Origin of the sequence: Kribbella lupini, assembly GCF_039529595.1 — a bacterium.
Classification (GTDB): Bacteria; Actinomycetota; Actinomycetes; order Propionibacteriales; family Kribbellaceae; genus Kribbella; species Kribbella lupini.
Genome location: NZ_BAAANC010000002.1, coordinates 2,262,383 through 2,288,528, shown reverse-complemented (window position 1 = coordinate 2,288,528; position 26,146 = coordinate 2,262,383). Strand labels below are relative to the sequence as shown.

Sequence of the window (26,146 nt, the reverse complement as noted above, 5' to 3'; positions counted from 1 at the left end):
CGGTCGGCACGTGGTGACGGGGTCCGAGGCCCGGGTTCAGGTCAGCGGGATTCTGGCCGCGGTTGCCCGGGAGCAGCTGGCTGTTGCGCGGGCAGGCATCGGGACGGAGACGACCGCTCCGGCCGCTGGGCAACGCGTCGCCCGGACTGCGGTCGCGCGGCCGTCTGAGGAGCGCGTGGTCGATCGGGCCGCGGTGGAGCGGGCGATCGGGGCGATCGACCGGGTTGCGGCGTCGGTGGACGACGAGATCGAGCGGTTGTCGGTACTGCGGATGAAGGAGTCGCTGCGGTTGCTGGCCGGGCCTGCGCCTGCCGATGCCACGAGTGGAACAGTGCTCGGGCTGGCTGCGTGGGACGGGAGCCTGGTGTTCGACGAGACGCTCGTGCTGGCGCCTCTCCAGGAGATGTACGAGCACCCCGGTGAGCGAGTCGGCGACGAGGTTCTCCGGCGGTACAGGTTCTCCTTGTCGGAGATGTTTCACCAGCAGTCCCACCTGCTGAGCGAGGCCGGCACCTCGTACGGCGACTCGGCCGCGGCCTTCGCCGACCCGGCCGTGCGGCTGCTGGAGCTCGGGGTCTCCGCCGCCTGGACCGCGCGGCATCTTGACGAGTACGTCGAGACCCTCGGCGTCCCGGAGATCGCACCCGGTATCGACCAAGTCGAGCTGCCGGACTGCTACCCGTCGTACCTCCCGGCGGCGGTCGGTCTGAGCGAGGCCGTCGGTGAGCGGATCGGAGTGCCGGCGGACGAGGTACTGCGGCGGCTCAACGTCGTCGCGCCGGCCAGCAAGTTGCCGTTAGCAACCACCTTGTTGCTGACCGCCAGCGGGCTGGCGCAGGTGGTGCCGCCCGCCGATCGCGCCGCGGTGCAGCAGCAGGTGAGCGAGCAGATCCGCCTGCCGTTGCTGGCCCTCGCCACCCTCCGGGTCGATGGCACCGGCGAACGGGCCCTCCAGACCACCGCGGCGGCCTCCGGCCGGGCAGCGGTCGATGCCGGCGTCCGCACCATCGAACAGATCAGGCGAGATCGCAGGAACTGAGGCGTCAGGCGAGCAGGCGGATGGCGCGGCAGAACAGACCCGGGGCGCCCGTTCACCAGATGAAGGGCGCCCCGGGAGTCAGAAGGATCAGCCGGCGGTGACGCGCACCGAGTACGCGCCGCGGCTGCCGTACGTCGAGTAGCCGGTGTTCAGCGGGTTGCCGTAGCCGACGTTGTCGACCCGCAGGTAGTACGTGCCGGCCGCGACCTGCTGGGTGAGCGACGCGCTCAGACCGGTCGGCGTTGCCGAGTTGGTCTGACCCGAGGCCGGGTCGGCGGTGGCGATGACCGTGCCGGCCGAGTTCAGCAGCTGGAGCTTGATGTCCAGGTCGGCGCCCTTGGCGGCCGAGTTCGCGGCGAACGTGTAGGTCCCGGCGGCCAAGTTGGCGACCCGGAACACGTCGACGTCGCTGTCGTTGGCGTAGACCCCGGAGACGGTGGCGCCGACGGCGAGCGCGGTCGCGCTCGCGGTGTCGTTGCCGTGATCGTCGGCGCGCAGCGCGAGACCGTTCTGGCCCGCGACGGCGAAGTCGTCCTCCTTGTTGTTCGCGCCGGAGTACTCGCCCTTGCTCCACTGGCTGATCGCCTTGGAGTAGCCGACGCCCATGATCGGGGCCCAGGCGCCGTGGCCCTGGTAGTACCCGACCGACGCGGTGCCGTCGTGGCTCAGCCCGATGTTGTGGCCGGCCTCGTGCGACGCCGCCTCGGCGATGTTCTTCGCGCCGGTGCCGACACCCTTCGTGAAGACCAAGGCCGGCTGGTAGTACGCGTGCCGGCTCGCCTCGTCGTACACGCCGACGTACGCGACACCGCCGCACCCGCAGCCGGACTGGTACCAGGTACCCGGGTCGATCAGGACGCGCGTGCCGTACTGCGTGTCGGAGGAGCCGGAGCGAGTGATCGCGGACTCGGCCGGCGCCTGCGTGGTCACGTCGACGTCGAACGGCGCGTAGTCCTCGGCGATCCGGGCCCACACGTCCCGTACGACGTCCTGCTCGGCGGTGCTCCAGTTGCTCGTGTTGCCGTCGGTGTCGTACGCGCCGACGGTGACCGTGCTCGGCTTGCCGCCGGTGTTCCAGGCGGTGCCGGTGATGGTGTGGCCGTCGAAGTCCAGGTAGACCACGCGGTTCGAGCCGGGCTTGCTGTGCAGCTCGAACGCCGGGCCGGCGGCCGCGGCGGAACGCACCGGGGTCTTGGCCCAGCGCGGCGACGCGGTCGACCTGGCCAGCTCGGCCTTGGTCGCCGCGGGCTCGCGGTAGAAGAGCTTTCCGGTCTTGTCCAGCCAGCTGGTCTTGTCGGTGGCCAGGATCTGCTGGAGCTTCTGCTCGGCGATCCCGTTGCGCTCGGCCAGCTCGGCCAGGCGCGGCTGGAGCTTGCCCAGCGCGGCCTTGCCCTGGAGCTGCTCACCGATCACCTGGTCCAGCGGCGTCGCCACCGGGACTTTCTGCTGCGCGTCGGCCTGGTTGCCGGCCACGACAGCCAGTGCTCCGAAGACAACGGCTCCGGCTCCGACGAGAGCGCCGGTACGGCGGATCCTGCTCTGCATGGGGGGTCCTCCTCGGGGACTCCTCGGAACTGCTCGCAGCGCGGGGGGCGGCGCGCGAACAGTCCCTGCCTCACGTGCGGTGGGCGTCTCCGCACGCTCGGTACCCTGCCGCACCGGTTGCCTTGCTGTACACAGCGTTGGCGGGAAATTAACCTTTCCGGCGTCAGGGCACGCCTCAGAGGACGAGCACCTGCCGGATCGACGTACCGGCGGCCAACTCGTCGAAGGCCTCGTTCAGACCGTCAAGCTCCACGGTCGAGGTGAGCAACTTGTCGACCGGCAGCCGACCCGCCCGGTACAGCGCGATGTAGCGCGGAATGTCCCGGCTGGGCACGGCCGAGCCCAGGTACGAGCCCTTCAGCGTGCGTTCCTCGGCGACCAGGGACACGGCCGGAATGCTCAGCAGCTGGGAGGGATGCGGCAGGCCGACGGTGACCGTGGTGCCGCCGCGCCGGGTCGCCTCGTACGCCTGCGTGAGAACGGCGGCGCTGCCGACCGTCTCGAACGCGTAGTGCGCGCCGCCGGCCGTCGCCGCCTTCACCTGCTCGACGACATCGTTGCCTCGGGCATCGATCGCGGCCGTCGCGCCGAGCTCCAGCGCGAGGGCGAGCTTCGCCGGTACGACGTCCACCGCGACGATCGGGTGCGCACCGGCCAGTACGGCGCCCAGCAACGCCGACAGCCCGACGCCGCCGAGCCCGAAGACGACCGCGCTCTGTCCCGGCTGGACCCGGGCGGTGTTGACGACGGCGCCGACCCCGGTCATCACCGCGCAGCCGAACAACGCGGCGATCTCCGGCGGCAGCGACGGGTCGATCTTCACCGCCGAACGCGCCGAGACCACCGCGTGGTCGGCGAACCCGGAAACGCCCAGGTGATGATGGACGCCGTCCAGCCGTTGCGGGCCGCCGAGCAGGGTGCCCGCCGTGTTCGCCGCGGCGCCTGGTTCACACAGGGCCGCGCGGCCTTCCGCGCACGGCCCGCAGATCCCGCAGGCCGGCACGAACGCGAACCCGACGGTGTCCCCCGGTGCGAACTCCGCGGACTCCGAGCGGACCACCTCGCCGGTCGCCTCGTGGCCGAGCAGCATCGGCATCACCCGCGGCCGGGAGCCGTCGATCACGGACAGGTCGGAGTGGCACAACCCCGCGGCGCGGACCCGGACCAGCAGTTCGCCGGGACCGGGATCGGCCAACGAGACCGACTCGATCCGCAGCGGCCGCGACTCGGCGTACGGCCGGGGCAGGCCCATCTCCCGCAGTACGGCGCCCTGCACGATCATCAGGCGATTCCCTCCAGCGCGGTGCGCAGCTCGTCGGGCAACGGGACCGGGCGGCGGTTCTCGCGGTCCACGAACACGTGCACGAACCGCCCGGTTGCAGCCGGAGCATCGTCCCCGGCGCGGAACAGGCCGAGGTCGTAGGTCACGCTCGAGTTCCCCAGCTTGGCGACCCGCAGCCCGGCGTCGACGGTGTCCGGGAAGGCCAGCGACGCCTTGAACGTGCACTGCGACTCCACGCACAGCCCGATCACCGGTCCGCCGTGGATGTCGAGCCCGCCGGACCGGATCAGGAACGCGTTGATCACGGTGTCGAAGAAGCTGTAGTACTCGACGTTGTTGACGTGCCCGTACACGTCGTTGTCCTTCCAGCGCGTCGTGATCGCCTGGAAGTGCGGGAACACGCTCCGGTCCACCGGTTCACCATAAGGTGCTCGGCATGACGTATGCCCTGATCCCCGGCGCGGGCTGTACGCCGTACCACTGGCGGCCGCTGACCGGCGAACTGCGCCGCCGGGGGCACCAGGTGATCGAGGTCGACCTGCCCTGCGACCACCCGACCGCCGGGTTCTCCGAGTACGCCGACGCGGTGGTCGACGCGATCGGCGACGCGAGCGACGTGGTGCTGGTCGCGCACTCGCTCGGCGCCATGACCGCGCCGCTGGTCTGCGAACGCCGCGACGTACGGCTCCTGGTCCTCGTGGCCGGCATGGTGCCGCGGCCAGGCGAGTCGGCCGAGCAGTGGTGGGTCAACACCGGCTACCAGGGGAGCGAGGAGGAGACCGTCGACGCCTTCTTCCACGATCTGCCGCCTGAGCGCGCGCGGGAGGCGCTGGGCGAACTGCGGCCGCAGTCGGGTGCTCCGATGAGTACGCCGCACCCGCTCCGGGCCTGGCCGGACGTGCCGACCCGCGCGGTGATCGCTCGCGACGACCGGCTGTTCCCCCGGGACTTCCTCCGCCGGGTGACCGAGCAGCGGCTGGGGTTCGTGCCGGACGAGATGTCCGGCGGGCACTTCCCGATGCTCGGGCACCCGGGCGAGCTGGCCGACCTGCTGGAGAAGTACCGGCTGAGCGGGTGCGATTGAGCACAACCTACGGTGGCGTAACTTACGGTGCCGTAGGGTGGGGGGATCCGTCGACGAAAGGAACCCTCGGTGTCCGACAAGCTGGTGACCAACCTGCTGCACGAGCTGGAACCTGTCGTCGAGGAGAATCTCGAGCGGCACCTGGCGATCACCAAGAACTGGAACCCGCACGACTACGTGCCGTGGAGCGAGGGCCGCGACTTCGCGTTCCTCGGCGGCGAGGACTGGGACCCCGAGCAGTCCCGGCTCGACCCGGTGGCCAAGGTCGCCATGATCACCAACCTGCTGACCGAGGACAACCTGCCGTCGTACCACCGCGAGATCGCCACCCAGTTCGGGCTGGACGGCGCCTGGGGGACGTGGGTCGGGCGCTGGACCGCCGAGGAGGGCCGGCACGGGATCGCGCTGCGTGACTACCTGGTGGTCACCCGCGGGGTCGACCCGGTCGAGCTCGAGGTGGCCCGGATGGCGCACATGACCGTCGGGCACGAGGTCGACAAGAACATGCTGGAGGCGATCGCGTACGTCAGCTTCCAGGAGCTGGCCACCCGCGTGTCGCACCGCAACACCGGCAAGGCGACCGGCGACCCGATCGCGGACCAGCTGCTGGCCCGGATCGCGACCGACGAGAACCTGCACATGATCTTCTACCGCAACCTGGTCGCCGCCGCGTTCGAGCTGGCGCCGAACGAGACGATGCGGGCCGTCACCAACGAGGTCACCGACTTCTCGATGCCGGGGGCGACGATGGAGGGGTTCGCGCGCAACTCGGTGACGATCGCGAAGGCCGGCATCTACGACCTGCGGCTGCACCACGACGAGGTCGTCGCGCCGATCCTGCGCAACTGGAAGGTGTTCGACCGCGACGATCTGAGCGGCGACGGCGCCAAGGCGCGCGACGAGCTGGCCGAGTTCATGGCCGCGCTGGACGCGCAGGCGACCAAGTTCGTCGAGCAGCGCGCTCGCCTGCGCGAGCGGATGGCCGCCCGCGCGGAGGCCTGAGTACGGCGGTGAGCTCGGTACGGCGTACTAAGGTCGCCGCATGACTGATCGGCTGCCGGACGCGGTGATCCTCGACAAGCTCGCCGCGCGGCTCGCGGCGGCGTCGCAGCGGGAGTGGTTCGTCGACGGTGACGTCGCCCGCGGCCCCGGCACGGTCGGCGTCACGCTCGGCGAGGACCACACCGGCGAGCCCCGGCACCTCGACCTGAACTTCGTCCTCAACCTGGAGCGGCCGGAGACGACCACGCTGACCGACTGCGTGACGGGATACGGCAGCACGGTCGAGGAGTCCGTCGACCTGGCGATCGGCACGTGGCTCGACACGACGGGCAGCGCGGTCTTCGAGCTGCTCGTCCAGGACGGTTCGTTCGCCGGCCACTTCGAGTCCGACGACCCGCGCGGCTTCCCGGGCTGGCACCTGATCCACGGCGGCCTCGTCGGGTGGGGCAGCGGTCCCGAGCGCGAGGCCGTGCAGCTCTGGGCGCTCGACCACCCGCTCGCCCCCGCTCTGGCGCCGGTGCTGACCAAGGACCTCGAGCTCACCGGCGGGCAGCTGGTCGGCATCAAGGTGATCTTCGGCGGCCGCGAAGGCTCGGAAACCGCCGAGGTCAGGGTCAACGGAGAGGTCCACGAGGCGGCCAGCGCCGCCCTCGCCGACCTGGACTGGCCACGCCCGGCCGAGGACCTGAGCTACGCCCGCACCTACCTCCTCCTGGTGCAGACCTCAGCCGGGTAGCTACCGGGCAACTACAGTGCAGGCGTGCAGTTCATCCGGGATCTGGGCAGGCTGCTGCGGCGGGGTGATTTCCGGCGGTTGTTCGCCGTCCGGCTCAGCTCGCAGTTCGGCGACGGTGTGTTCCAGGTCGCGCTCGCGTCGTACGTGCTGTTCTCGCCGGAGCGGGCGCCGGACGCGGCGGCGATCGCGGGGCTGTTCGCGGTGGCGCTGCTGCCGTACTCGGTGCTCGGGCCGTTCACCGGCGTGCTGCTGGACCGCTGGTCGCGGCGGCAGATCCTCTTCGGTGCGAACGTCACCCGAGCGGTTCTGGTTCTCGTGGTCGGCGCGATCGTTGCGATCGGCAACGCGGGAGTGCCGTTCTACCTCGCCGTACTGCTGACGCTGGGTGTCAACCGCTTCCTGCTCTCGGGGCTCTCGGCCGGGCTGCCGCACGTGGTCGACGCCGACGAGCTGGTGATGGCCAACGCGGTCACCCCGACCTCGGGCACCGCGTCGTTCCTGATCGGTGGCGGCGCCGGTGCGGGAGTGAAGCTGCTCTTCGACTCCGACCTGGCAGTGCTCGGTACGACGTCCGCCGTCTACCTCGTCGCGGCCCTGCTCGCGCTCCGGCTCGGTCGCAACCAGCTCGGGCCCGAGCTCAGCGGCGACGAACCCGGTGTTCTCGAAGCCGTCCGCAGCATCGCGAAGGGGCTCGTCGACGGCGGCCGGCACCTGCGCGAACGCCGGCAGGCCGCGCTCGGTCTGGCCGCGATCGGGTCGCTGCGGTTCTTCTTCGGGCTCGTCACGGTCGCGATGATCCTGCTGTACCGCAACGAGTTCTACGGTCCCGACCAGCTCGACCAGGCCTTCGGCGCGCTGGCGCTGGCGACCGGCGCGGTCGGTGCCGGGCTGTTCCTCGCCGCGCTGGTCACGCCGTGGGCGACCCGGGTGTTGACGTTGCGGCGGTGGATCACGGTGCTGTTCGTGGCCGCCGCGGTGGTCACCGCGTTCCCCGGCGGGCTCTACACGCAGCCGGCGGTCGTGGTCGCCGGGTTCCTCACCGGGTTCTGCGCGCAGGGCGTGAAGATCAGCGTCGACACCCTCGTGCAGACGCAGGTCGACGACGTGTACCGCGGCCGGGTGTTCTCGCTGTACGACATGATCTTCAACGTCGGGCAGGTGTCAGCGGCCGCGCTCGGCGCGCTGATCCTGCCCGACGACGGGAAGTCGTACCCGGTGCTCGCGTTCATCGTGCTCGGGTTCCTGCTGAGCGCTTTCGGCTACGCCCGGCTAAGCGCCCCGGAGCGCGGTGATCGGCTCGATGGCGGAGGCCTTCCAGGCCGGGTAGGTGCCGGCGAGCAGCCCGATCAGGGCACCGAGTAGCGGCGAACCGAGCGCCAGCGACGTACTGAGGATCGGGGTCCAGTCCCGGAACCACGAGACGCCGATCGTGAGCAGTACGCCGACCGCCGTACCGAGCAGGCCGCCCAAGAAGCCGACGATCACGCTCTCGACCAGGAACTGCCCGGCCACGTGTCGTCGCGCGGCCCCTAGGGCTCGCCGCAGGCCGATCTCGGAGACACGCTCGAGCACCGAGAGCAGCGTGACGTTGGCGATGCCGAGGCCGCCGACGAGCAGTGCGACCGCGCCGAGCAGCAGGAACAGGGCGTTCAGGTCGGACTCGACGCCCTTCCGGACGCCGCCCTGGACCGGCGGGGCGTCGACCTTGAGCGCGCTCGGGGTGTTCGGGTCGATCGCGACCGGGGCCTGACCGGCGATCAGCTGGGCGGCACCGACCTGGGTCTTGATCTCCAGTGCGTCGGGGGACTCCAGGTCGTACGCCGTCTTCGCCGCGCCGTTCGGCATGATCACGCCGTCGAGCAGCTCGGCCCGGCCGGAGACGCCGTCGAGGATGCCGATCACCGTGTACGCCTGGTCGCCGATGAACACGGCCGGCTGCGCGTCGACCCGGTTGATGCCGAGCTTCTCCGCCGCATGCTTGCCGAGGACAACGACCTTGTCGCCGCGGACGTCGTGACCGGAGTCGAAGAACCGGCCCGTCCGCAGCTGCGCCCGTACGGCGTCGAAGAGGCCCGCGGAACCGGCCATCACCTGCAGGGCGTACCCGTCCTTGCCGATCCCCGCCACACTCCGGACCAGGTCGTCACCGACGTCGAGCATGCTGAACAGGCCGGCGGCCTCGACGCCGTTCAGCCGCTTGATCCGTTCGGGTGCGTCCCATGGCAGCTGCGTCGCGGCCTCGCCCTCGGCTTTGTCGTCCGGCTGGACGACGACCCGCGTCGCCGCGGCGAGATCGAACCGCTGGGTGATCTGCCCTGCTGCGGTTTGCCCGAGCCCGACAGTCCCTACCAGAGCAGCGATCCCGAGCACGGTGCCGAGAGTCGTAAGCACCAAACGAGTTGGGCGAGCGGATACGCCTGCCAATGCTTCATCCAACAGATCTCTGAGTGCAGGACCTCCGGTCAACCGCTTCTTTCTTCTTCTCAACCCTTGACGGGACGTGGACGGCTCGCCGGCGGGATCCGGGGAGCCGGTTCTGGGGGTTACCACTGGAGCGTCCCGTCGACGATCCGGACCTGGCGCTGGGCGCGTTGGCTGACGTGGTCGTCGTGGGTGATGACGGCGAGCGTCATGCCCTCGGCGTGCAGTTCGTCGAAGACCTCGAGGATCGCTTCCGCGTTGACGGTGTCCAGGTTCCCGGTCGGCTCGTCGGCGAGCAGCAGGCTCGGTTCGGCGACCAGCGCGCGGGCGATCGCGACCCGTTGGCGTTCACCGCCGGACAGCGTGCGCGGGCCGAACTCCATCCGGTGCGCGAGCCCGACGCGTTCGAGTGCGACGCGGGCGCGGGCCATCCGTTCGCGGCGCGGGACGCCGACGTACACCATCGAGAGCGCGACGTTCTCCAGCACGGTCCGGTGGTCGAGCAGATGGAAGGACTGGAAGACGAAGCCGATCCGCTCACCCCGCAGTACGGCGCGGCGCCGTTCGCGCAGGCTCGACGTGTCGACGCCGTCGAGCCGGTAGACGCCGTCGCTGGGGTTGTCGAGCAGCCCGAGCAGGTGAAGGAGCGTCGACTTGCCGGACCCGGAAGGCCCGACGATCGAGAGGTACTCCCCCGCGCGAATCGTCAGGTCGATCCCTTTGATGGCCCGTACTTCCGGTGGCCCGGGAAAGAATCGCCGTACTCCGATCATCTCCACCACGGGTGCGGGCAGCGCGACCGCGGTGGCCGTCACTTGCCCACCACCACTTGGTCGCCTTCGGTCAGCTTGGCGTCGCCGGTCGCGGTGACCTCGGCGAACCCGTCCGCGGACAGGCCGACCTTGACCGGCACCAGCTCGATCTTCCCGTCCCGCAGCACCTCGACCCGCGACGAGCCGTCCGACCCGGCCGACAGCGCGGCCACCGGTACGGCGAGCACCTTGCCGTTCGTGCTCTTCACCGGGATCGTCACCCGCACGTTCGCCTCCCGCAGCCGTTCCAGTTGCGCCGCGGTCAGCGACTTCGGCGCCACCACCACGTCGTACTGGTCGGCGTTGCGGCTGATCCGCCGGACGGTGGCCGGGATGATCGTGCCGTCGCCGAGGTCGAAGCTCGCGGCCATCCCGGTCTTCAGCTGCTCCTTCGTCTGCGCGTCCACCTTGACCGTGACCACGAGCGAGGCGCCGCTGACCGACATCACCACGCCGTTGACGACGCCGCCGCGCTCGACCTTCACGTCGTCGACCCGGCGCGGCAGCGACTTCACGAACACCACCTCGGAGACCGGCAACGGCGTACCGGCCTTGAACTCCGCGTCCTCGAGCTCGTCCTGCGCGTCGTCGAGGTTCTCCGCCGCGTCGTCGACCTGGCCCTGCTCGACCGTGAAGTCCTTCTTGCCCGGTGTCGCCTTGGCCTGCTTCAACGCGGCCTGCGCCTGCCGGAGCGCGTTCTTCGCCTGGTCGACCGCCTTGTCGGCGCCGTCGACGGCCTGGGTCAGCTGCTCCTCAGCCTCGGGCGCCTCGTACCCGGCCGCCTCGTACAGCTGCTCGACCGCGTTCGCCGTACCGCTGTCGTACTTCGAGTCGACCGTGCCCGGATCGAACCCGAGCCGGTCCAGTGTCTGCTCCAGCTGAAGCACGTCCGGCCCACGGCTGCCCGGGCTGAGCGTCCGGTACATCGGCAGTACGCCGGCCAGTCCGATCACCGGCCGCCCGGCGAGCTCCAGCAGCACCTTGCCCTCCTTGATCGTCGACCCGACGGCCGGCACCTTGCCGGTCACCACCGCGGGCGTCTTCAGCCCGCTGGTCTCGACCCGGACGTTCACCGCGCCGTCGAACGACGTGTCGCCGCGGCCGACCACCTTGCTGGCCAGCGCCTTCTTCTCCACCGGCACCGTGATCTGGGACGCCTTCGGCGGCGCGGTCTTCGCGGCCGCGTCCTCCGGCGACTGGATCCGGCTCCCGGCGGCGACACCGACCCCGAGCGACATCGCCGCCACCGTGGACACCCCGACCAGGACTCGCCGTCGCGACTTGGGTGACGTGCTCACCGCTCGGCCATCGTGTCGCGGTACTGCTCGAGCTCGGCCTTGTGCTGCGTGACGAACTCCTTCTCGTGCTCGGTGCTCGCCTGCTTGTACGGCGCGTCGTACGTCTTGGCCTTGCAGCCCTGGTCGGTCTTGGCCAGCTCGATCTCCTTCTTGCGCAGGTCGGCCAGCTTGGCGGCGTCGACCTTGTCCAGCGACGGAGCGCCGATCACCACCGACGGGCCACCCTTCTGCGGCTTCTTCGTCCCGGTCAGCTCGTCGAGCTCGGCCGAGATCTGGTTGCGGGGGTCATCGATCTTCTTCAACCCGGAATGCCCGGCGTCGGCCATGCAGTCGGACCAGGCGCTGGTCGCGTCGACCACGCGCTGGTCGCTGTCGACCCGCTTGCGCAGCGCCTCGAGGTCCTTGAACAGCGACTCGAACTTGCTGAAGTCGTCCATCTTGTCGTCGCCCTTGCCGAAGACCTCCTCACCGGCCTTGCCGCGGCAGCCCATGTCCTTGAGGGCCGGCCGCTTGCCGTCGGCCGGAACGGCCTGGACCACACCGCCCTTGCCGGCCAGTTCGCCGTTCAGGGCCTTGTCGTAGGCCTTCTGGGCGTTCGGCGACAGGGCCTTGCGAATCTTGGCGTTCGGGTCGCTCTCGTCCTCGCCGGCCGGCTTGCCCCAGTCGATCGTGCTGATCCCGTAGCCGTACTGCTCGGCGAACTTGTCCGGCGGCAGGTTGAAGGCCTCGTCGAACTTGGACTTCGGGTTCGACTCCGGCGGCACCGCGACGTACTCGAACCCGGCCGCCTTCATGCAGGCCGCGACGGAGTCCTCCAGCTTGCGCTGCTTGGCCAGCTGCTCCTCGTCCGACCCGCCACCGCCGACGGCGCGGGTGATCCGCATCATCCCGCCGCCGTTGCTGAAGCCTTCGCCCATGTACTCCGCGAGCGGGCTCTTGTCGTCGCTCTCGACCGGTTTCTTGTCCGCACCCGGGGAGTTGACCGCCCCGCAGCCGGCCAGGGCCAGGAGGGCGACCACCGAGAGTGCTGTGCGTGAGTTCTTCATGGCAGCGAGAGTGGCCGTCCGGCGATGAAGAACCTGTGAAGGACCGATCAGCACCCGATGCTCTCAGCCGATCTTCATCGGATTCTCATGAAGATCAGTCATCGTCGAGACCATGCCAGCCCGGATTCTTGTCGCCGAGGACGACCGGAAGCAGGCGGAGCTGATCCGGCGCTACCTCGAGCGCGAGGGTCACCTGACGGTCGTGGTGCACGACGGGCGGGCGGCCATCGACGAGGCGCGCCGGCGCAGCCCCGACCTGCTGGTGCTCGACGTGATGATGCCGAAGGTCGACGGCCTGGACGTCTGCCGCGTGCTCCGGGCCGACACCGGCGACGGCGCCGACGTCCCGATCATCATGCTCACCGCGCGCTCGACCGAGGACGACCTGCTGCTCGGCCTCGATCTCGGCGCCGACGACTACCTGACCAAGCCGTACAACCCGCGTGAGCTGGTCGCCCGGGTGCGGACCGTCCTGCGGCGGACGCGGATCCGCTCCGAGGGCGAGGTGTACCGGGTCGGCGACCTCGAGATCGACCCGGTCCGGCACGAGATCCGGCTGGCCGGCGAGCTGGTCGAGGCGACGCCGGCGGAGTTCAAGATCCTGGCCTGCCTGGCGGCGTCACCGGGCCGGGCGTTCTCCCGGCAGCAACTGCTGGAGCACGCGTTCGGCTTCGACCACTACGTGTTCGACCGGACCATCGACGTGCACGTGATGAACCTGCGGAAGAAGATCGAGGCCGCACCGGGCACCCCGAAGTACCTGCGCACGGTGTACGGCGTGGGCTACAAGCTGGCCGACAAGGTGGTGTGCTCCGATGCGTCGTAGCGTCCTGGTCCGGTTCCTCGGGCTCTCCCTCGCGGTCGCGCTCGGGGCCGTGATCGCGACCGCCGTGATCGCCACCTACAGCACGTCCGAGCAGCTCCAGGGCGAGATCGACACGAACATCTCCCAGCTGGAGGTCGACACCCGGATCTACGCCGACCTCAGCGACTACGCCTCCGACCACGCGTCCTGGGACGGTGTGGACAAGCTGGTCCACCAGCTCGCCGACGCCACCGGGCGCCGGATCGCGCTGACCGACGCCGACGGCTCGGCGATCGCCGACTCGGCCAAGATGCTCGGCGCCTCCCCGGATCTCCCGTCGGTGCCGGCGGCAACGATCGACGCCCGCAACCAGGGCGGCGGCGCGCTGCTCCGGGCCCAGGCGGTGGCGGGAGTCTCGGTCCGGTCGATGGTGCCGGTCGCGAAGCCCGCGACGACGGCCGGGTTCCCGGCGAGCTTCGGCCCGTACAAGTCCTGGGGCCTGACCGAGCAGGAGCTTCGCGACCGCGAGCGGCTGGCCCAGCAGGCCGCTGCCTGTTACCGCGAACGCGGCATCGCCGCGACCGTGACCGGTGGTGGCGATTCGGCTCCACAGCTGATGATCGAGAACGGCAAGACGCCCGACGGGGTCGCGGTGATGTCGTTCACCACGGCGGGCTCGGTCCAGCCCGACGAATGCACACCGCCCGGCCTGTACGCGCCGAGCGCGAAGGCGGTCCAGGTCAACGTCGATCAGGTCCGGCGGACCGAGAGCTGCCTGAAGGCGGCCGGCGAGCCGTACCAGCTGACCGAGCAGGAAGGGCTCGGCGCGGTCATGCCGCTGGACCGGGAGAAGGGGGTGTCGCCGGCGTTCGAGGACTGTACGACGACCGCGCGGTCCGAGGCGCTGGCGCCGTACGTCGCTCCGACGGCCAAGCTGTTCCTCGGGTCGAAGAGCACGTTCAACGTGTTCTCCGCCGAAGGGCTGCTGCGGACGGCGGCGACCGCGCTCGGTGTCCTGCTGATCGCGGCGGTGGTGATGATCTTCACCGGCCGGCGCCTGGTCCGGCCGATCCTCGCGCTGACCGGCGCCGCGCAACGGATGACGAACGGCGACCACGCGGCCCGCGTCCCGGTCTCGGGCAAGGACGAGGTGGCCCGGCTCGGGCACGCGTTCAACGCGATGGCCGCGTCGATCCAGCAGCACGACCACCAGCGCAAGGCGATGGTCAGCGACGTCGCCCACGAGCTGCGCACCCCGCTGGCCAACATCAAGGGTTACCTGGTCGCCTCCGAGGACGGCGTCGTACCGCTGGATCGTGAGCTGGTCACCTCGCTGCTGGAGGAGACCGGGCTGCTCGAGCACCTGGTCGCCGACCTTCAGGACCTCGCCCTGGCCGACGCCGGAATGCTCCGGCTGCACCCGGCGCCGCGTGACCTGGCCGAGCTGGCCGGTCAGGTCGTCGCCGCGCACCGCCCGGCTGCCGAGGCCGCGGGCATCACGTTGACCGCGGCAACCACCGGCGCGGCCCCCGCGGTCGTCGACAGCGCCCGGATCCGGCAGGCTCTCGGCAACCTGGTCTCCAACGCGATCCGCTACACCCCGGACGGCGGCCGTGTCGTCGTCGGCGTCCGCCGCTCAGGCGACGACTACCTGCTCACCGTCACCGACAACGGCGCGGGCATCGCACCCGAGCACCTCCCCCACCTGTTCGACCGCTTCTACCGCGTCGAGCACTCGCGCTCCCGCGCCACCGGCGGCAGCGGTCTCGGCCTGGCCATCACCAAGCACCTCGTCGAAGCCCACCGCGGCACCATCACCGCGACCAGCCGGCCCGACCACGGTTCGACCTTCACGATTCAGCTCCCGGCCCGGTACGGATCTTCCGCCGGCGGTGACGCGCTGCGACACTGAGCCGTGAGTTATCCGCCGCCACCGCCACCGCTGAACTACGCGCCGTACGGCGGGCCGCCGAAGAAGAACCGAGCCGGGCTGGTCATCGTGCTGCTGATCGGTGTGGTCGTCGCGTGCGTGGGCGCGGCGGGCTACATCGCCTACGACCTGGCCAGCAGTCGCGACCAGGAGCCGAAGGCAACCGAGCAGGCGGACAGCACGCTCGTCGCGCCGCCGTCGGTGAAGCCCACGCCGGTCAGGCCCTCGGCGACGAAGCCGGTCGTGAAGCCCACCGTCAAACCGACGGTGAAGCCTCCGACGGTCAAGCCGAAGCCGCCGCTCACGAAGCCTCAGCAGGCGGCGGCGCTGGCGCGGACGTTCCTCTTTCACCTGAACGCCAACCGCCCCGAGGCCGCCAGTGCACTGGCCTGCGTGGCGACCAAGGACTTCGTCCCGAACCTGATCGGCAGGCTCGTCGGCCCGCCGACCAGCCTCACAGTGGCCCGGACGGTCGAGGCACCCACGATCGTGGTGTTCCAGCTGAGCGGCAGCACGAAGGGCAGGCCCGCGACCGGTGTCCTGATGGTCCAAATCGTCGAGAAGCCCTGCGTGCAGCTCGTTCAGGTCACGACGTCCTAGCCAGCGCTCGGGCCGTGTCCAGCAGGTTGTCGCCGGTCGGCAGGGTGGCGATGATCGGGGTGTCCAGGCCGTTGTCGACGTACGCCTGGATCTTGGCCCGGCAGTCGTCGGCCGAGCCGTGCACGACCAGGTCGTCGATCACCTCGACCGGTACGGCGGCCATCGCCGCGTTCCGGTCGCCGGCGGCCCAGGCCGCGCGCATCGGTCCGAGCGCCTCGCCCCGGCCGAGCCAGTCGTGGAAGGCTGAGTAGCCGGGCACGGTCAGGTACGTCGCGATCAGGTAGCGCCCGATGTTGCGGGCCATCTCGGCGTCCTCGGTGACGCAGACGAAGATCCTGGCCGCCAGCTCCTTGGCGTCGCCGAGCTCGGCCCGGACCTGCTTCACGTCGCCGGGCGACAGCCAGTTGGTGATCGCGCCGTCGGCCTCGCGCCGGGCCAGCTTCAGCATCTGCGGCCGCAGCGCCGCCAGCATGATCGCGGGCGGTACGTCGGGCGCCTTCTCCAGCCGGAACCGCTGGATCGTGAAGCTCTCGAACGCGCCGTCCACCTTCTCCCCGGCGAACGCCTGCCGCAGGAACCGCAGGACGTCCCGGGTCCGCGCCAGCGGCGGGTCGTACGCGATCCCGTTCCACCCGGTCACGATGGTCTCCGACGAGGCCCCGATCCCGAGCACGAACCGCCCGGGCGCGAGATCGGCCAGCGCGGCCGCGCTCATCGCCAGCGCGGCGGGCCCCCGCGTGTGCACCGGTACGACGGCCGTCCCCAGCCGCAGCCGGTCGTCCCACTCCGAGGCGAGCACCAGCGGCGTGAACGCATCGGCGCCCGCGACCTCCGCTGACCACAGGTCGGTGTACCCCAGCGAGGCCAGTTCGCCGATCAGCGCCTTGTGCTCGCGCAGCGGCACGCCGGTCAGCGGAACGGTCAGTCCCCAACGCATCAGATCAGTCTCCTCAGCACCGGCAGCGGCGCGATCCTCATGAACCTGGCCAACGGCTCCCACGGCCAGGCCGGCACGTAGGCGCGTCCTTTCTCCGCCTCGATCGCGGCCACCATCGCCCGGACCCCGACCTCGGTCCCGACGATCAGCGGCGTCCTCGCGACGTGGTCGTTCAGCTCGGACTTGATGTAGCCCGGGCAGATCGCGCTGACCTTGATCGGCTTGCCGAGCAGCTCCATCCGCAGGCCCTCGGCGAGCGAGCTGACCGCCGCTTTGCTCGCGCCGTACGCCGTCATCGAGCGCGGCATGCCGCGCACTCCGGCGACCGAGGTGATGAAGACCAGGTGCCCGGCGTTCCGCTCCCGGAACAGCTCCATCGCGGCCTCGGCCTGCGCCAGCGCGGCGACGTAGTTGGTCATCGTGGTCTCGAGGTTCGCGTCGAAGCGGCCGGTGCCCACCGGCGTGCCCTTGCCGATCCCGGCGTTCACGATGATCCGGTCGAGGCCGCCGAGCTCGGTGTCGAGTGCACGGAACACCGCGAACACCTGCGCGTGGTCGGTGACGTCGAGCCGGCGGATCACGATGGTCCGGTCCGGGTGGGCCTTCGCGAGCTCGTCGCGCAGGTCGGTCAGCCGGTCCTCGCGGCGGGCGGTCAGCGCGAGGTCGTGGCCCTTGGCGGCGAACTGCCGGGCCATCTCGGCGCCGAGGCCGGAGCTGGCCCCGGTGATCAGGATCGTGCGTCGTCGCATCGCTGCCCTATCTGTAGGTCAGTTCGTCGGTGCCGTCGAGATGCCCGTGCTCGTTGTAGCTGACCACGGTCAGCCCGCTGCGACCGGACACCACCTTGGTGATCGCGGTGTTGACCGTCACCGGGTTCAGCCGCAGCCAGAGGTCGTCGCCGCCGGACCACAGCCGGCTCACCGCGGCCGCGATCGGCCCGCCCGAGGTGAACACCAGCACGGTCTCACCCTTGCCGGCCCGCTCGGCCACCCGTCGTACGGCGGCCTCGGAGCGGTCGCAGAAGTCGGTGAAGCTCTCGGTGTACCCGTCGCCGCCCCGCGTCCAGCGCTCGGTCGCGGCGGTGAACATCTCCTGGAACGCCCGCGCCGGGTGCCCGGTCCGGGCCAGGTCCGCGAGCAGCACCGCCCGGCGCTTGTACGCCGGCTTGTGCGCGACGATCACCTGGTCGTGGTCGAACTCGTTGAACCCCTCGTCCACCTCGACCTCGGTCGGCAGCCCGGCGGCGGTCAGCGCGAGCGACGCCGTCCGGGCGTGCCGCTGCATCGCGCCGGTGACGACCAGACCGGGCTTCACCCCGCGCGCGGCCAGCGTCTCGCCGAGGCGAACCGCCTGCCGCTCACCGAGCGGGGAGAGCCGGTCGTAGTCGCTCTTGCCGAACGACGCCTGCGCGTGCCGGATCAGGTAGACGGTCCCCATTCAGGCCTTCCGGATGATCTGGCGGCAACGCCGTTCGAGCAGGTTGACCGGCAGCCAGAGGTTCTTGAACCGCGGGTTCCGGGTCTGCTTGTGGTGGTAGCGGTAGTAGATCTGCTGCGCGATCACGGCCAGCCGGAACAGGCCGAACACCTCGTAGAAGGCCCAGTTCCCGCGGTCCAGCCCGGTCCGGGCGCAGTAGTAGTCGACGATCTCGTCCCGGCTGATCATGCCCGGTGCGTCCGACGGCTGCAGGCGGAACCGGCGGAACGCCCAGTCGTCGTCGGCCTGCACCCAGTACGCCAGGCCGCTGCCGAGATCCATCAGTGGATCGCCGATCGTGGCCAGCTCCCAGTCCAGTACGCCGATCACCCGCAGCGGATCGGCCGGATCGAGGACGACGTTGTCGAGCCGGAAGTCGTTGTGGATCACGCGGGAGCCGACGTCGGCCGGGCGGTTCGCCTCCAGCCAGGTCATCACCTTCTCGGCGCCGCCCACGTTCCAGGTCTTCGCCTTGCGGTAGCGCTCGGTCCAGCCGTGCACCTGACGCTCGACGTACCCGTCGCCGCGGCTGAGATCGGCCAGCCCGGCCTCGACCGGGTCGACCTGGTGCAGGGCGAGCAACGTGTCGATCAGCGTGAAGCCGAGTTGCCGGGTCTGCTCCGGCGTCAGGTCGACGCCGAGCGAGGACCGCCGTGGGATGGTTCCGGCGATCCGCTCCATCACGTAGAACTCGGAGCCGATCAGCTCAGGGTCGGTGCCGTGGGCAACCATTGTCGGGACGTACGGGAAGACCGGCGCGAGCGCGGCCTGGATCCGGTACTCGCGCCCCATGTCGTGCGCGCTCTTCGCCTTGGTCCCGGCCGGCGGGCGGCGCAGGATCAGATCGCGGCCGTCGTACCGGAGCAGGTAGGTCAGGTTCGACGCGCCGCCGGAGAACTGCCGGACGTCGGGAAGCCCGTCCGGCAGGTCGGTGTGCGTGCGCAGCCAGCGATCGACGGCCGGCACGTCGAAGGAGTCCTCGTCGCGGACCGCGCGCGCTCCCTCGACGACGTCCGCCGCCACTACCGCTCTCCGGCCGACGTCACCTGGTCCCCGCTGGTCGCTTCCGCGCGCTGGCGGGCGCGGGCGGCGATCTTGCGCATCTGCCGGTCGTACAGCGGCCGCGCGAACCGCTTGGTCCGCCAGGCCAGCAGCGCCGGCCGGTCCGGGATGATCAGGAACTGCTTCTTCTTCACCCCGGCGATCACCACCGCCGCGATGTCGTCCGCGGTCCGCGGCGACTTCTCGATCAGCCGGCGCGCGGAGTCGCTCATCGCGGTGTCGGCGCCCTGCAGCGAGTCGGCCAGGTTGGTCTTGAAGAACGACGGGCAGACCACCGACACGCTCACGTCGTACGGGTGCAGCTCGTGCGAGAGCGTCTCGGACAGCGCGACCACGGCGGCCTTGACCGTGTTGTACGAGCTCATCATCGGCGGGTGCACGAGCCCGGCCGCGGACGCGGTGTTCACGATCTGGCCGGAGCGCTGCCGCTTGAACGTCGGCGTGAACGCGCGACAGCCGCGGACCACACCCATCAGGTTGATGTCGACGACCCGGTCCCACTCGGCCAGCGTCTCGACGTCGATCCGGCCGCCGGTGGCGATCCCGGCGTTGTTCACCAGGATGTCCAGCCCGCCCCAGGTCTGCTCGACCCACTCGACTGCGGCGTCCCAGTCCTCGGGGCTGCGCACGTTCAGCTGCCGGTACGTCGCGCCCGCCGGCGGCGTCAGCCCGGCCGCCACGTCGGTGCTCAGGACCTGGTGGCCCTCAGCAACAAAACGTTCGACCAGGGCGAGCCCCAGCCCACTCGCTCCACCGGTGACCAGAACCCTGCTCATTCGGACTCCTTGTACTTGGCCAGCTCGATCCGCGCGACCACTCCACGGTGCACTTCGTCGGGCCCGTCCGCCAGTCGCAGCGCGCGGGCACCGGTCCAGGCCGCCGCCAGCGGGAAGTCGTCGGAGAGCCCGCCGCCGCCGTGCAACTGGATCGCCATATCGATCACGTCCTGCGCCATCCGCGGTACGGCGACCTTGATCTGGCTGACCTCGCTGAGCGCGCCGGCCAGGCCCTGGGTGTCGAGCAGGTGGGCGGTCTGCAGGACCAGCAGCCGGGCCTGGTTGATCGCGATCCGCGCGTCGGCGATCCGCTCGCGGTTGCCGCCGAGGTTGACCAGCGGCTTGCCGAACGCCGTCCGGCTGAGCCCACGCCGTACGGCCAGCTCGAGCGAGTGCTCGGCCAGGCCGATCAGGCGCATGCAGTGGTGCACGCGGCCCGGACCGAGCCGGCCCTGAGCGATCTCGAAGGCGCGGCCGGTGCCGACCAGGACGTTCTCGGCGGGGACGCGGACGTTCGTGAACGAGACCTCGCCGTGGCCGTGCGGCTCGTCGTACCGGTGCATGGCGGGGAGCAGGCGCTCGACCTTCACGCCGGGGGTGTCGCGCGGGACCAGGACCATCGTGTGCCGGGCGTAGCGGTGCGCGTCCGGGTCGGTCAGGCCCATGAAGATGAGCAGCTCGCAGTCCGGGTGGCCGACGCCGGTGCTCCACCACTTGCGGCCGTTGATCACGACCTCGTCGCCGTCCAGGACCGCGGTCGCCGCCATGTTCGTCGCGTCCGACGACGCGACGTCGGGCTCGGTCATGCAGAACGCGGACCGGATCGCGCCGTCGAGCAGCGGCTCGAGCCAGCGCTTCTTCTGCTCGGCCGTCCCGTAGCGGAGCAGGACCTCCATGTTGCCGGTGTCCGGGGCGTTGCAGTTGAACACGTACGGCGCCAGGAACGACCGGCCGGTCAGCTCGGCGATCGGGGCGTAGTCGAGGTTGCTCAGGCCTTCGCCGTACTGCTCGTTGCCGGGCTCGGCGGGCGGGAGGAAGAGGTTCCACAGGCCCTGCTCGCGGGCCTTGGCCTGCAGGTCCTTGAACGCGGGCTGCGGCTGCCACGGATCGGCGGAGTTCTTGGTCGCGGCGTGCAGCTCGGCCTCGACCGGCTCGATCTCGGTCCGCAGGAAGCGCTCGACCTGCTGGATCAGCTCCTGCGCCCGTGCGGACGGCTCGAACCCCATCACCACTCCTCGCGCTGGACTGCCCGACGTTTCTTGACCGTAGCGCACGTTCTAAGCAATGCTCAATAGCGTGAGGGCGGAGGATGCGACCGAGCGTGCGACGCCGGTGCGGCGGCGGCTGAGCGCCGACGACCGGCGCAAGCAGCTGGTCGGCATCGGCCTGATGATGCTGCGCACCCAGCCGATCCACGAGCTGTCGATCGACGCCGTGGCGGCCGAGGCGGGGATCTCGCGCGGGCTGCTGTTCCACTACTTCCCGACCAAGCGGGACTTCTACATCGCGGTGATGCGCGCGGCCGGCCGTCGCCTGCTGCGGGTCACCAAGCCCGACGCGTCGCTGCCGCCGGCCGACCAGCTGCGGCAGATGCTGCTCGCCTTCGTCGCGTTCGTGGGCCGCCGGCGCGACTCGTACATCTCCTTCGTCCGCGGCGCGGCCGGCGGGGACGTGTTCGTCGTCGAGGTGTACGCCGAGACGCGCGCGGCGCTGACCGCCCGCGTCCTGCTGCTGCTCGACCAAGCCGCCGAGGACCAGCCGTCGTCGCCGGTGCGGCTGACCGTCCACGCCTGGCTCGCGTACGTCGAGGACCTGGCGATCGAGTGGTCCGGGCTCCCGGAAACCGAGCGCCCGTACTCGGCGGAGGAACTGGTGGATCGTTCGCTCGCAGTACTGAAGTCGCTCAGCTAGCCGGGCCGGTGGAGTCGCGGACGACCAGTTCCGTAGCCAGCTCCACGTGCAGGGCCTCGACCTCGTGGCGGTCGAGCAGGCGGATCAGGAGGCTGACGGCCATCCGGCCCATCTCCTGCAAGGGCTGACGGACGGTGGTGAGCATCGGTGAGGTCGCACGGCTGACGTCGATGTCGTCGAAGCCGGCGATCGACAGGTCCGGCGGGACCCGGAGCCCGCGCTGGGCGGCAGCCTGGAGCGCGCCGACGGCCACCTTGTCGTTGAAGGCGACCAGCGCGGTCGGTCGTTGCGGGAGGTCTAGCAGATCACCCGCTGCGCGGTACCCCTCTTCGGTGGTCGGTTCGACGTACCGGACCAGGGACGGGTCGGGGAGGGAGCCGGCGTCGGCGAGTGCCGCGGCGTGGCCGCTCAGCCGGGCTTCGCTCGCGAGCCACTCGCGGGGGCCCGCGATGACGCCGATCCGGCGGTGGCCGAGCTCGGCGAGATGTGCGCTGACCTGGCGGGCGCCGGAGAAGTGCGCGGCCGAGACCGAGGCGATGTCGCGGGGCAGCGGTGTCCTCGGATCGACGACCACGAAGGGAAGCCGGCGCTCCCGCAGTCGCAGGAGCTCGTCGGCCGACTCGGGCGGAAGGATGAGGATCGCGCCGGCGAGGTCGGGTTCACCGGCCGGACCAACGGCCGCCGGAGGCCGCCGGCCGCTCGCGAGGCGGGACAGGACGGGCTCCCCCGCCACGCCCTGCCCGGCGTTGAGGATCACCTGGCGGCCGTGGCGGTCGAGGGACTCGGCGATCGAGCTGACGATCAGGCCGAAGTAGTCGGTGAGCAGGTACGGGCAGCGCACGTAGACCGCGCCGGCGACCGGCTTCGGCGTACCGCCGCGCGGGCTGGGGGCGCGCAGGCCGAGCTCCTCGACCGCGCGCTCGACCAGGGCGCGGGTCTCCGGCGCGACGCTCCCCTGCTGGTTGAGCACCCGGGAGACGGTCGCGATCGACACTCCCGTGGCCGCCGCGACCTCGCGCACCGTCGCGCGCCCGCTAGGCATTTGTTACATCGCTTTGTTTCACGCTCGGCACCCTAGCGTGCCGCCTCAAGATCTTGACAGAGGTCAGCAGCGCGGAGTTTCCTGAGGCAGTTTGTTGCAGCCGTGTTTCATCGGGGGAAGACCTTGAGGAGTGCGATGAGAACACCGGCAGTCGCCGCCGCCTTGGCGCTCGCCACCGCATCACTGACCGGTCCCGCCGCCGCGCAGGCGCAGCGGCCTCCGACCGACCAAGCCCGCGTCTGGGTGACCACGCCGGACCGCGCCGAGCTGCTGCACGAGCGGGCCCCCGTCGCGTTCGCCCAGGGCTCGAGCAAGCAGACGACGATCACGGTCGACCCGCGGACCACGTACCAGACCGTCGACGGCTTCGGCGCCTCGATCACCGACTCCTCGGCCGCCGTGCTGTACCAGTTGTCGGCGGCAGAGCGCGAGAAGACGATGCGCTCGCTGTTCGACCCGAAGCAGGGCATCGGCGTCAGCTTCCTGCGCCAGGTGGTCGGCTCGTCCGACTTCACCGCGCAGCCCGAGCACTACACGTACGACGACGTGCCGGCCGGTCAGACGGACTTCGGCCTGCGGCACTTCAGCATCACCCACGAGCAACAGCAGATCCTGCCGCTGCTGCGCCGGGCCAAGCAGCTGAACCCCGCCCTGAAGGTTATGGCGACACCGTGGAGCCCGCCGGCCTGGATGAAGACCGGCGACTCGCTGGTCGGTGGCCGGCTGAAGGACGACCCGGCCGTCTACAACGCCTACGCGCGCTACCTGGTGAAGTTCGTCAAGGCGTACACCGCGGCCGGCGTACCGGTCGACTTCCTGTCGATCCAGAACGAGCCGCAGAACCGCACGCCCACCGCCTACCCCGGCACGGACCTGCCGGTCCGGCAGGCAGCCGCGGTGATCGAGCAGCTCGGCCCGATGCTGCGCGCGGCCAGCCCGCGGACCAAGATCCTCGGCTACGACCACAACTGGACCACGCACCCGGGCGACGTCGCCAACACCCCGCCCGGCGAGGACCCCGAGACCGACTACCCGTACCAACTGCTGAGCTCGCCGGCCGCCCGCTGGATCGCCGGTACGGCGTACCACTGCTACTCCGGCAGCCCGGCGGCGCAGACCGCGCTGCACCAGGCGTTCCCCGAGAAGGGGATCTGGTTCACCGAGTGCTCCGGCTCGCACGGGCCGAACGACACCCCGCCGCAGATCTTCCGCGGCACGCTCACCTGGCACGCCCGCACGCTGATGCTCGGCACCACGCGGAACTGGGCGCGCTCGGTGGTCAACTGGAACATTGCGCTCAACGCCGACGGCGGTCCGCACAACGGCGGGTGCGACACCTGCACCGGGCTGGTCACGCGGCACCCGGACGGATCGGTGACCACCGACGCGGAGTACTACACGATCGGTCACCTGTCGAAGTTCGTGAAGCCGGGTGCGCAGCGGATCGGCTCCACGTCGTACGGCACGACGGGGTGGAACGGGCAGCTGATGTCCTCGGCGTTCCGTAACCCCGACGGCTCGACGGCGCTGCTCGTGCACAACGAGAACGACGAACCGCGCAGCTTCGCGGTGGCGGTCGGCGACAAGTCCTTCGAGTACACCCTGCCCGGCGGTGCGATCGGGACCTTCGTCTGGGCGCGCGAGCTGCGTTCGGAGTACAGGGCGGTGCCACTCGTCTCCGCGACGGCGTCGGCCGGCGCGGACCTCGCTCCGCTTGCCATCGACGACGACGGATCGACGCTGTGGCAGAGCAGGGCGGCGATCGCGTCCGGCCAGTCCGTGCAGATCGATCTCGGCACTGCCCGGACGGTACGCCGGGTCGCGCTCGACAGCGGCGGGAACCTCGGTGACTACCCGGGCACGTGGCAACTGGCGTACAGCAACGACGGTACGACGTGGCGCCCACTGAAGACCGGCTCGTCCGACGGTCAGCTCACCACCGTCGACGTCCCGCCGACGCGGGCCCGCTACCTGCGGATCACGTCGACCGCTGCGAGCGATCACTGGTGGACGCTCGCGGACGTGCGCGTCTACAGCTGAGCCGGCCGGCCCTCACTGCCCTGGGGGCCGGTCTCACACCTCCGCGGCCGCCAGGCGTCCGGCGATCCAGCCGGCCGTGGCGGCCGCGGTTTCGTTGTCGCGGGCAACTACCTGGAGCCCGACCGGCAGACCGCGGACCGGCAGCGGAACGCTGATCGCGGGGAAGCCCGTGAGGTTGCCCAGACGGGTGTTGCGCATCAGCTGGGCGCGAACGGCGGTCGATCGCTCGAGGTCCGCGACCTCCGCGATGAGCGGCGCGACGATCGGGACGGTCGGCAGCACGACGGCGTCGTACCTGTCCAGCAGGGTCCCGACCTCAGCGCGGATCCTCTCCGCGTCGCGGCGGGCCTGGACGTAGCGCCAGGCCGGGACCTCCGCCGCTTCCGTCAGCCGGAGCTGGACGTCGGGCTGGTAGGCGGTGATGTCGCGACCGACGTGGTTGGCCACGGCTTCCGGGCCTTGCAGGTCGAACGCCGTTCTGAGGTGATCCTCGGAGAGATCGACCGGCTCGGTCCGGGCTCCGGCCGTCTGCAGCCGCGCGAGCCCCGAGGACCAGGCCTCGGCGACCTCGGCGTCGTAGTCGCGGTTGGTCACCACGCCGAGCCGGGGCGCCGTGCTGATAGGTGCTGCAGGCAACGAGTTGGTGAGCGCGGCGAGCGCGTAGGCCGCGTCCGCGACGGTCGCGGCCAGCACGCCGACGTGGTCCAGGCTCTGCGCGAGCGGAAAGACGCCGTCGGCCGACAGCGTCCCGTACGCCGGTTTGAAGCCGACCACGCCGCACAGCGCGGCCGGGATCCGCACCGACCCGGCCGTGTCGGTCCCGATCGCCAGCGGCACGATGCCCGCGGCCACCGCGGCACCGGCGCCCGAGCTCGATCCGCCGGTCACCCGTTCCGGGTCGTGCGGGTTGCGGCACGGGCCCACGCGGTTCGACGTACCGGTGCAGCCGTAGGCGAACTCGTGCGAGTGGCTGAGCCCGATCACGATCGCCCCGGCGGCGCGCAACCGTCGTACGACGTCGGCATCGGTCTTCCCGGTCTCGTCCATCGCCGCCGACCCGCAGCGGTAGGGCAGGCCTTCGACCTCGACGATCTCCTTCACCAGCACGGGCACACCGGCCAACGGCCCTCGGCGGTCGTGCCAGCCCGCGGCCGCGCGGGCGCCGGCCTCGTCGAGATGCACGACGGCGTTCAGCCCGGCATGGTCGCGAGCCTTGGCCAGCGCCTCCTCGACCAGGTCGGCCGGTTCGAGCTGACCGGAACGGACTTGGGCAGCGATCTCCTCGAGCGAAAGCACCCGGCC

General features: G+C 70.8%; 25 protein-coding genes. 10 read left to right on the top strand and 15 right to left on the bottom strand.

The genetic code is table 11. The features are described from left to right. The first annotated feature begins 13 nt into the window (after window positions 1-13). Entirely contained in the window at window positions 14-1,039 is a 1,026-nt protein-coding gene (locus tag ABD235_RS24235) for a hypothetical protein (RefSeq protein ID WP_344177839.1), read from the top strand. A gap of 87 nt (window positions 1,040-1,126) precedes the next feature. Here ABD235_RS24235 and ABD235_RS24230 read toward each other — a convergent pair whose 3' ends face one another. From ABD235_RS24230 to ABD235_RS24220, 3 genes are all read right to left on the bottom strand, one after another. After that, complete coding sequence (locus tag ABD235_RS24230; RefSeq protein WP_344177837.1) at window positions 1,127-2,584, bottom strand: zinc-dependent metalloprotease family protein; 1,458 nt, start codon at window positions 2,582-2,584, stop codon at window positions 1,127-1,129. 175 nt (window positions 2,585-2,759) lie between these two features. After that, window positions 2,760-3,866, bottom strand: a complete 1,107-nt coding sequence (locus ABD235_RS24225) for a zinc-dependent alcohol dehydrogenase family protein (RefSeq protein WP_344177834.1) — start codon at window positions 3,864-3,866, stop codon at window positions 2,760-2,762. After that, window positions 3,866-4,279 carry an acyl-CoA thioesterase gene (locus ABD235_RS24220; protein ID WP_344177832.1) on the bottom strand — a complete coding sequence of 138 codons (414 nt, stop codon included), beginning with the start codon at window positions 4,277-4,279 and terminating at the stop codon, window positions 3,866-3,868. Before ABD235_RS24220 ends, ABD235_RS24225 begins: the two co-directional genes overlap by 1 nt. Window positions 4,280-4,302: 23 nt before the next feature. Between ABD235_RS24220 and ABD235_RS24215 the strand changes: the two genes are divergently transcribed. From ABD235_RS24215 to ABD235_RS24200, 4 genes are all read left to right on the top strand, one after another. Further along, window positions 4,303-4,950, top strand: a complete 648-nt coding sequence (locus ABD235_RS24215) for an alpha/beta fold hydrolase (RefSeq protein ID WP_344177830.1) — start codon at window positions 4,303-4,305, stop codon at window positions 4,948-4,950. A 69-nt stretch (window positions 4,951-5,019) separates the two neighbouring features. Next, window positions 5,020-5,952: an acyl-ACP desaturase gene (locus ABD235_RS24210; protein ID WP_344177827.1), complete on the top strand. Its 933-nt coding sequence runs from the start codon at window positions 5,020-5,022 to the stop codon at window positions 5,950-5,952. A gap of 40 nt (window positions 5,953-5,992) precedes the next feature. Beyond that, on the top strand, window positions 5,993-6,688 hold the full coding sequence (locus ABD235_RS24205; protein WP_344177825.1) for a DUF6348 family protein: 696 nt from the start codon (window positions 5,993-5,995) through the stop codon (window positions 6,686-6,688). A gap of 24 nt (window positions 6,689-6,712) precedes the next feature. Further along, on the top strand, window positions 6,713-8,050 hold the full coding sequence (locus tag ABD235_RS24200; protein ID WP_344177823.1) for an MFS transporter: 1,338 nt from the start codon (window positions 6,713-6,715) through the stop codon (window positions 8,048-8,050). Here the strand turns inward: ABD235_RS24200 and ABD235_RS24195 are convergent. The 4 genes from ABD235_RS24195 to ABD235_RS24180 all read right to left on the bottom strand — a co-directional run bounded on the left by ABD235_RS24195 (window position 7,958) and on the right by ABD235_RS24180 (window position 12,265). After that, window positions 7,958-9,079, bottom strand: a complete 1,122-nt coding sequence (locus tag ABD235_RS24195) for an ABC transporter permease (RefSeq protein ID WP_344177821.1) — start codon at window positions 9,077-9,079, stop codon at window positions 7,958-7,960. The genes ABD235_RS24200 and ABD235_RS24195 overlap by 93 nt on opposite strands. Window positions 9,080-9,231: 152 nt before the next feature. Next, complete coding sequence (locus ABD235_RS24190; RefSeq protein WP_344177818.1) at window positions 9,232-9,924, bottom strand: ABC transporter ATP-binding protein; 693 nt, start codon at window positions 9,922-9,924, stop codon at window positions 9,232-9,234. Beyond that, complete coding sequence (locus ABD235_RS24185; RefSeq protein WP_344177816.1) at window positions 9,921-11,219, bottom strand: peptidoglycan-binding protein; 1,299 nt, start codon at window positions 11,217-11,219, stop codon at window positions 9,921-9,923. The genes ABD235_RS24190 and ABD235_RS24185 overlap by 4 nt, the downstream gene beginning before the upstream one ends. Then, window positions 11,216-12,265 (bottom strand): hypothetical protein, encoded by a 1,050-nt coding sequence (locus ABD235_RS24180; protein WP_344177814.1) that lies wholly within the window; start codon window positions 12,263-12,265, stop codon window positions 11,216-11,218. Before ABD235_RS24180 ends, ABD235_RS24185 begins: the two co-directional genes overlap by 4 nt. A 112-nt stretch (window positions 12,266-12,377) precedes the next feature. Here ABD235_RS24180 and ABD235_RS24175 point away from each other — a divergent pair, with 112 nt between their 5' ends. The 3 genes from ABD235_RS24175 to ABD235_RS24165 are packed head-to-tail and all read left to right on the top strand — an operon-like array spanning window position 12,378 to window position 15,600. Next, window positions 12,378-13,091, top strand: coding sequence for a response regulator transcription factor (locus tag ABD235_RS24175; RefSeq protein WP_344177812.1), 714 nt, complete (start codon window positions 12,378-12,380; stop codon window positions 13,089-13,091). Next, a complete protein-coding gene (locus ABD235_RS24170) occupies window positions 13,081-14,982 on the top strand; it encodes a sensor histidine kinase (RefSeq protein ID WP_344177810.1) in 1,902 nt (633 codons plus the stop codon). The genes ABD235_RS24175 and ABD235_RS24170 overlap by 11 nt, the downstream gene beginning before the upstream one ends. 3 nt (window positions 14,983-14,985) lie before the next feature. Continuing rightward, the gene (locus ABD235_RS24165) at window positions 14,986-15,600 is read left to right on the top strand and encodes a hypothetical protein (RefSeq protein WP_344177808.1); all 615 of its coding nucleotides are present in this window, start codon (window positions 14,986-14,988) and stop codon (window positions 15,598-15,600) included. On the opposite strand, the gene ABD235_RS24160 is transcribed toward ABD235_RS24165, so the two are convergent. From ABD235_RS24160 to ABD235_RS24135, 6 genes are read right to left on the bottom strand one after another with little or no spacing between them, the layout of a single operon-like run. Further along, the gene (locus tag ABD235_RS24160; protein WP_344177805.1) at window positions 15,587-16,537 is read right to left on the bottom strand and encodes an LLM class F420-dependent oxidoreductase; all 951 of its coding nucleotides are present in this window, start codon (window positions 16,535-16,537) and stop codon (window positions 15,587-15,589) included. The genes ABD235_RS24165 and ABD235_RS24160 overlap by 14 nt on opposite strands. Beyond that, entirely contained in the window at window positions 16,537-17,286 is a 750-nt protein-coding gene (locus tag ABD235_RS24155) for an SDR family oxidoreductase (protein WP_344177803.1), read from the bottom strand. The genes ABD235_RS24160 and ABD235_RS24155 overlap by 1 nt, the downstream gene beginning before the upstream one ends. 7 nt (window positions 17,287-17,293) lie before the next feature. Next, window positions 17,294-17,974, bottom strand: a complete 681-nt coding sequence (locus ABD235_RS24150) for a histidine phosphatase family protein (protein ID WP_344177801.1) — start codon at window positions 17,972-17,974, stop codon at window positions 17,294-17,296. Continuing rightward, a complete protein-coding gene (locus ABD235_RS24145; RefSeq protein ID WP_344177799.1) occupies window positions 17,975-19,036 on the bottom strand; it encodes a phosphotransferase family protein in 1,062 nt (353 codons plus the stop codon). Continuing rightward, the gene (locus ABD235_RS24140; RefSeq protein WP_344177798.1) at window positions 19,036-19,851 is read right to left on the bottom strand and encodes an SDR family NAD(P)-dependent oxidoreductase; all 816 of its coding nucleotides are present in this window, start codon (window positions 19,849-19,851) and stop codon (window positions 19,036-19,038) included. Before ABD235_RS24140 ends, ABD235_RS24145 begins: the two co-directional genes overlap by 1 nt. Next, a complete protein-coding gene (locus ABD235_RS24135; RefSeq protein WP_344177796.1) occupies window positions 19,848-21,077 on the bottom strand; it encodes an acyl-CoA dehydrogenase family protein in 1,230 nt (409 codons plus the stop codon). The genes ABD235_RS24140 and ABD235_RS24135 overlap by 4 nt, the downstream gene beginning before the upstream one ends. A 70-nt stretch (window positions 21,078-21,147) precedes the next feature. On the opposite strand from ABD235_RS24135, the gene ABD235_RS24130 reads away from it, so the two are divergent. Then, window positions 21,148-21,762, top strand: a complete 615-nt coding sequence (locus tag ABD235_RS24130) for a TetR/AcrR family transcriptional regulator (protein ID WP_344177795.1) — start codon at window positions 21,148-21,150, stop codon at window positions 21,760-21,762. Here the strand turns inward: ABD235_RS24130 and ABD235_RS24125 are convergent. After that, window positions 21,755-22,804, bottom strand: coding sequence for a LacI family DNA-binding transcriptional regulator (locus ABD235_RS24125; protein WP_344177793.1), 1,050 nt, complete (start codon window positions 22,802-22,804; stop codon window positions 21,755-21,757). The two genes, ABD235_RS24130 and ABD235_RS24125, sit on opposite strands and share 8 nt — an antisense overlap. A 135-nt stretch (window positions 22,805-22,939) precedes the next feature. Between ABD235_RS24125 and ABD235_RS24120 the strand changes: the two genes are divergently transcribed. After that, the gene (locus ABD235_RS24120) at window positions 22,940-24,844 is read left to right on the top strand and encodes a discoidin domain-containing protein (RefSeq protein ID WP_344177791.1); all 1,905 of its coding nucleotides are present in this window, start codon (window positions 22,940-22,942) and stop codon (window positions 24,842-24,844) included. Window positions 24,845-24,877: 33 nt separating this feature from the next. On the opposite strand, the gene ABD235_RS24115 is transcribed toward ABD235_RS24120, so the two are convergent. Then, a complete protein-coding gene (locus ABD235_RS24115) occupies window positions 24,878-26,140 on the bottom strand; it encodes an amidase (protein ID WP_344177788.1) in 1,263 nt (420 codons plus the stop codon). Window positions 26,141-26,146 lie beyond the last annotated feature (6 nt).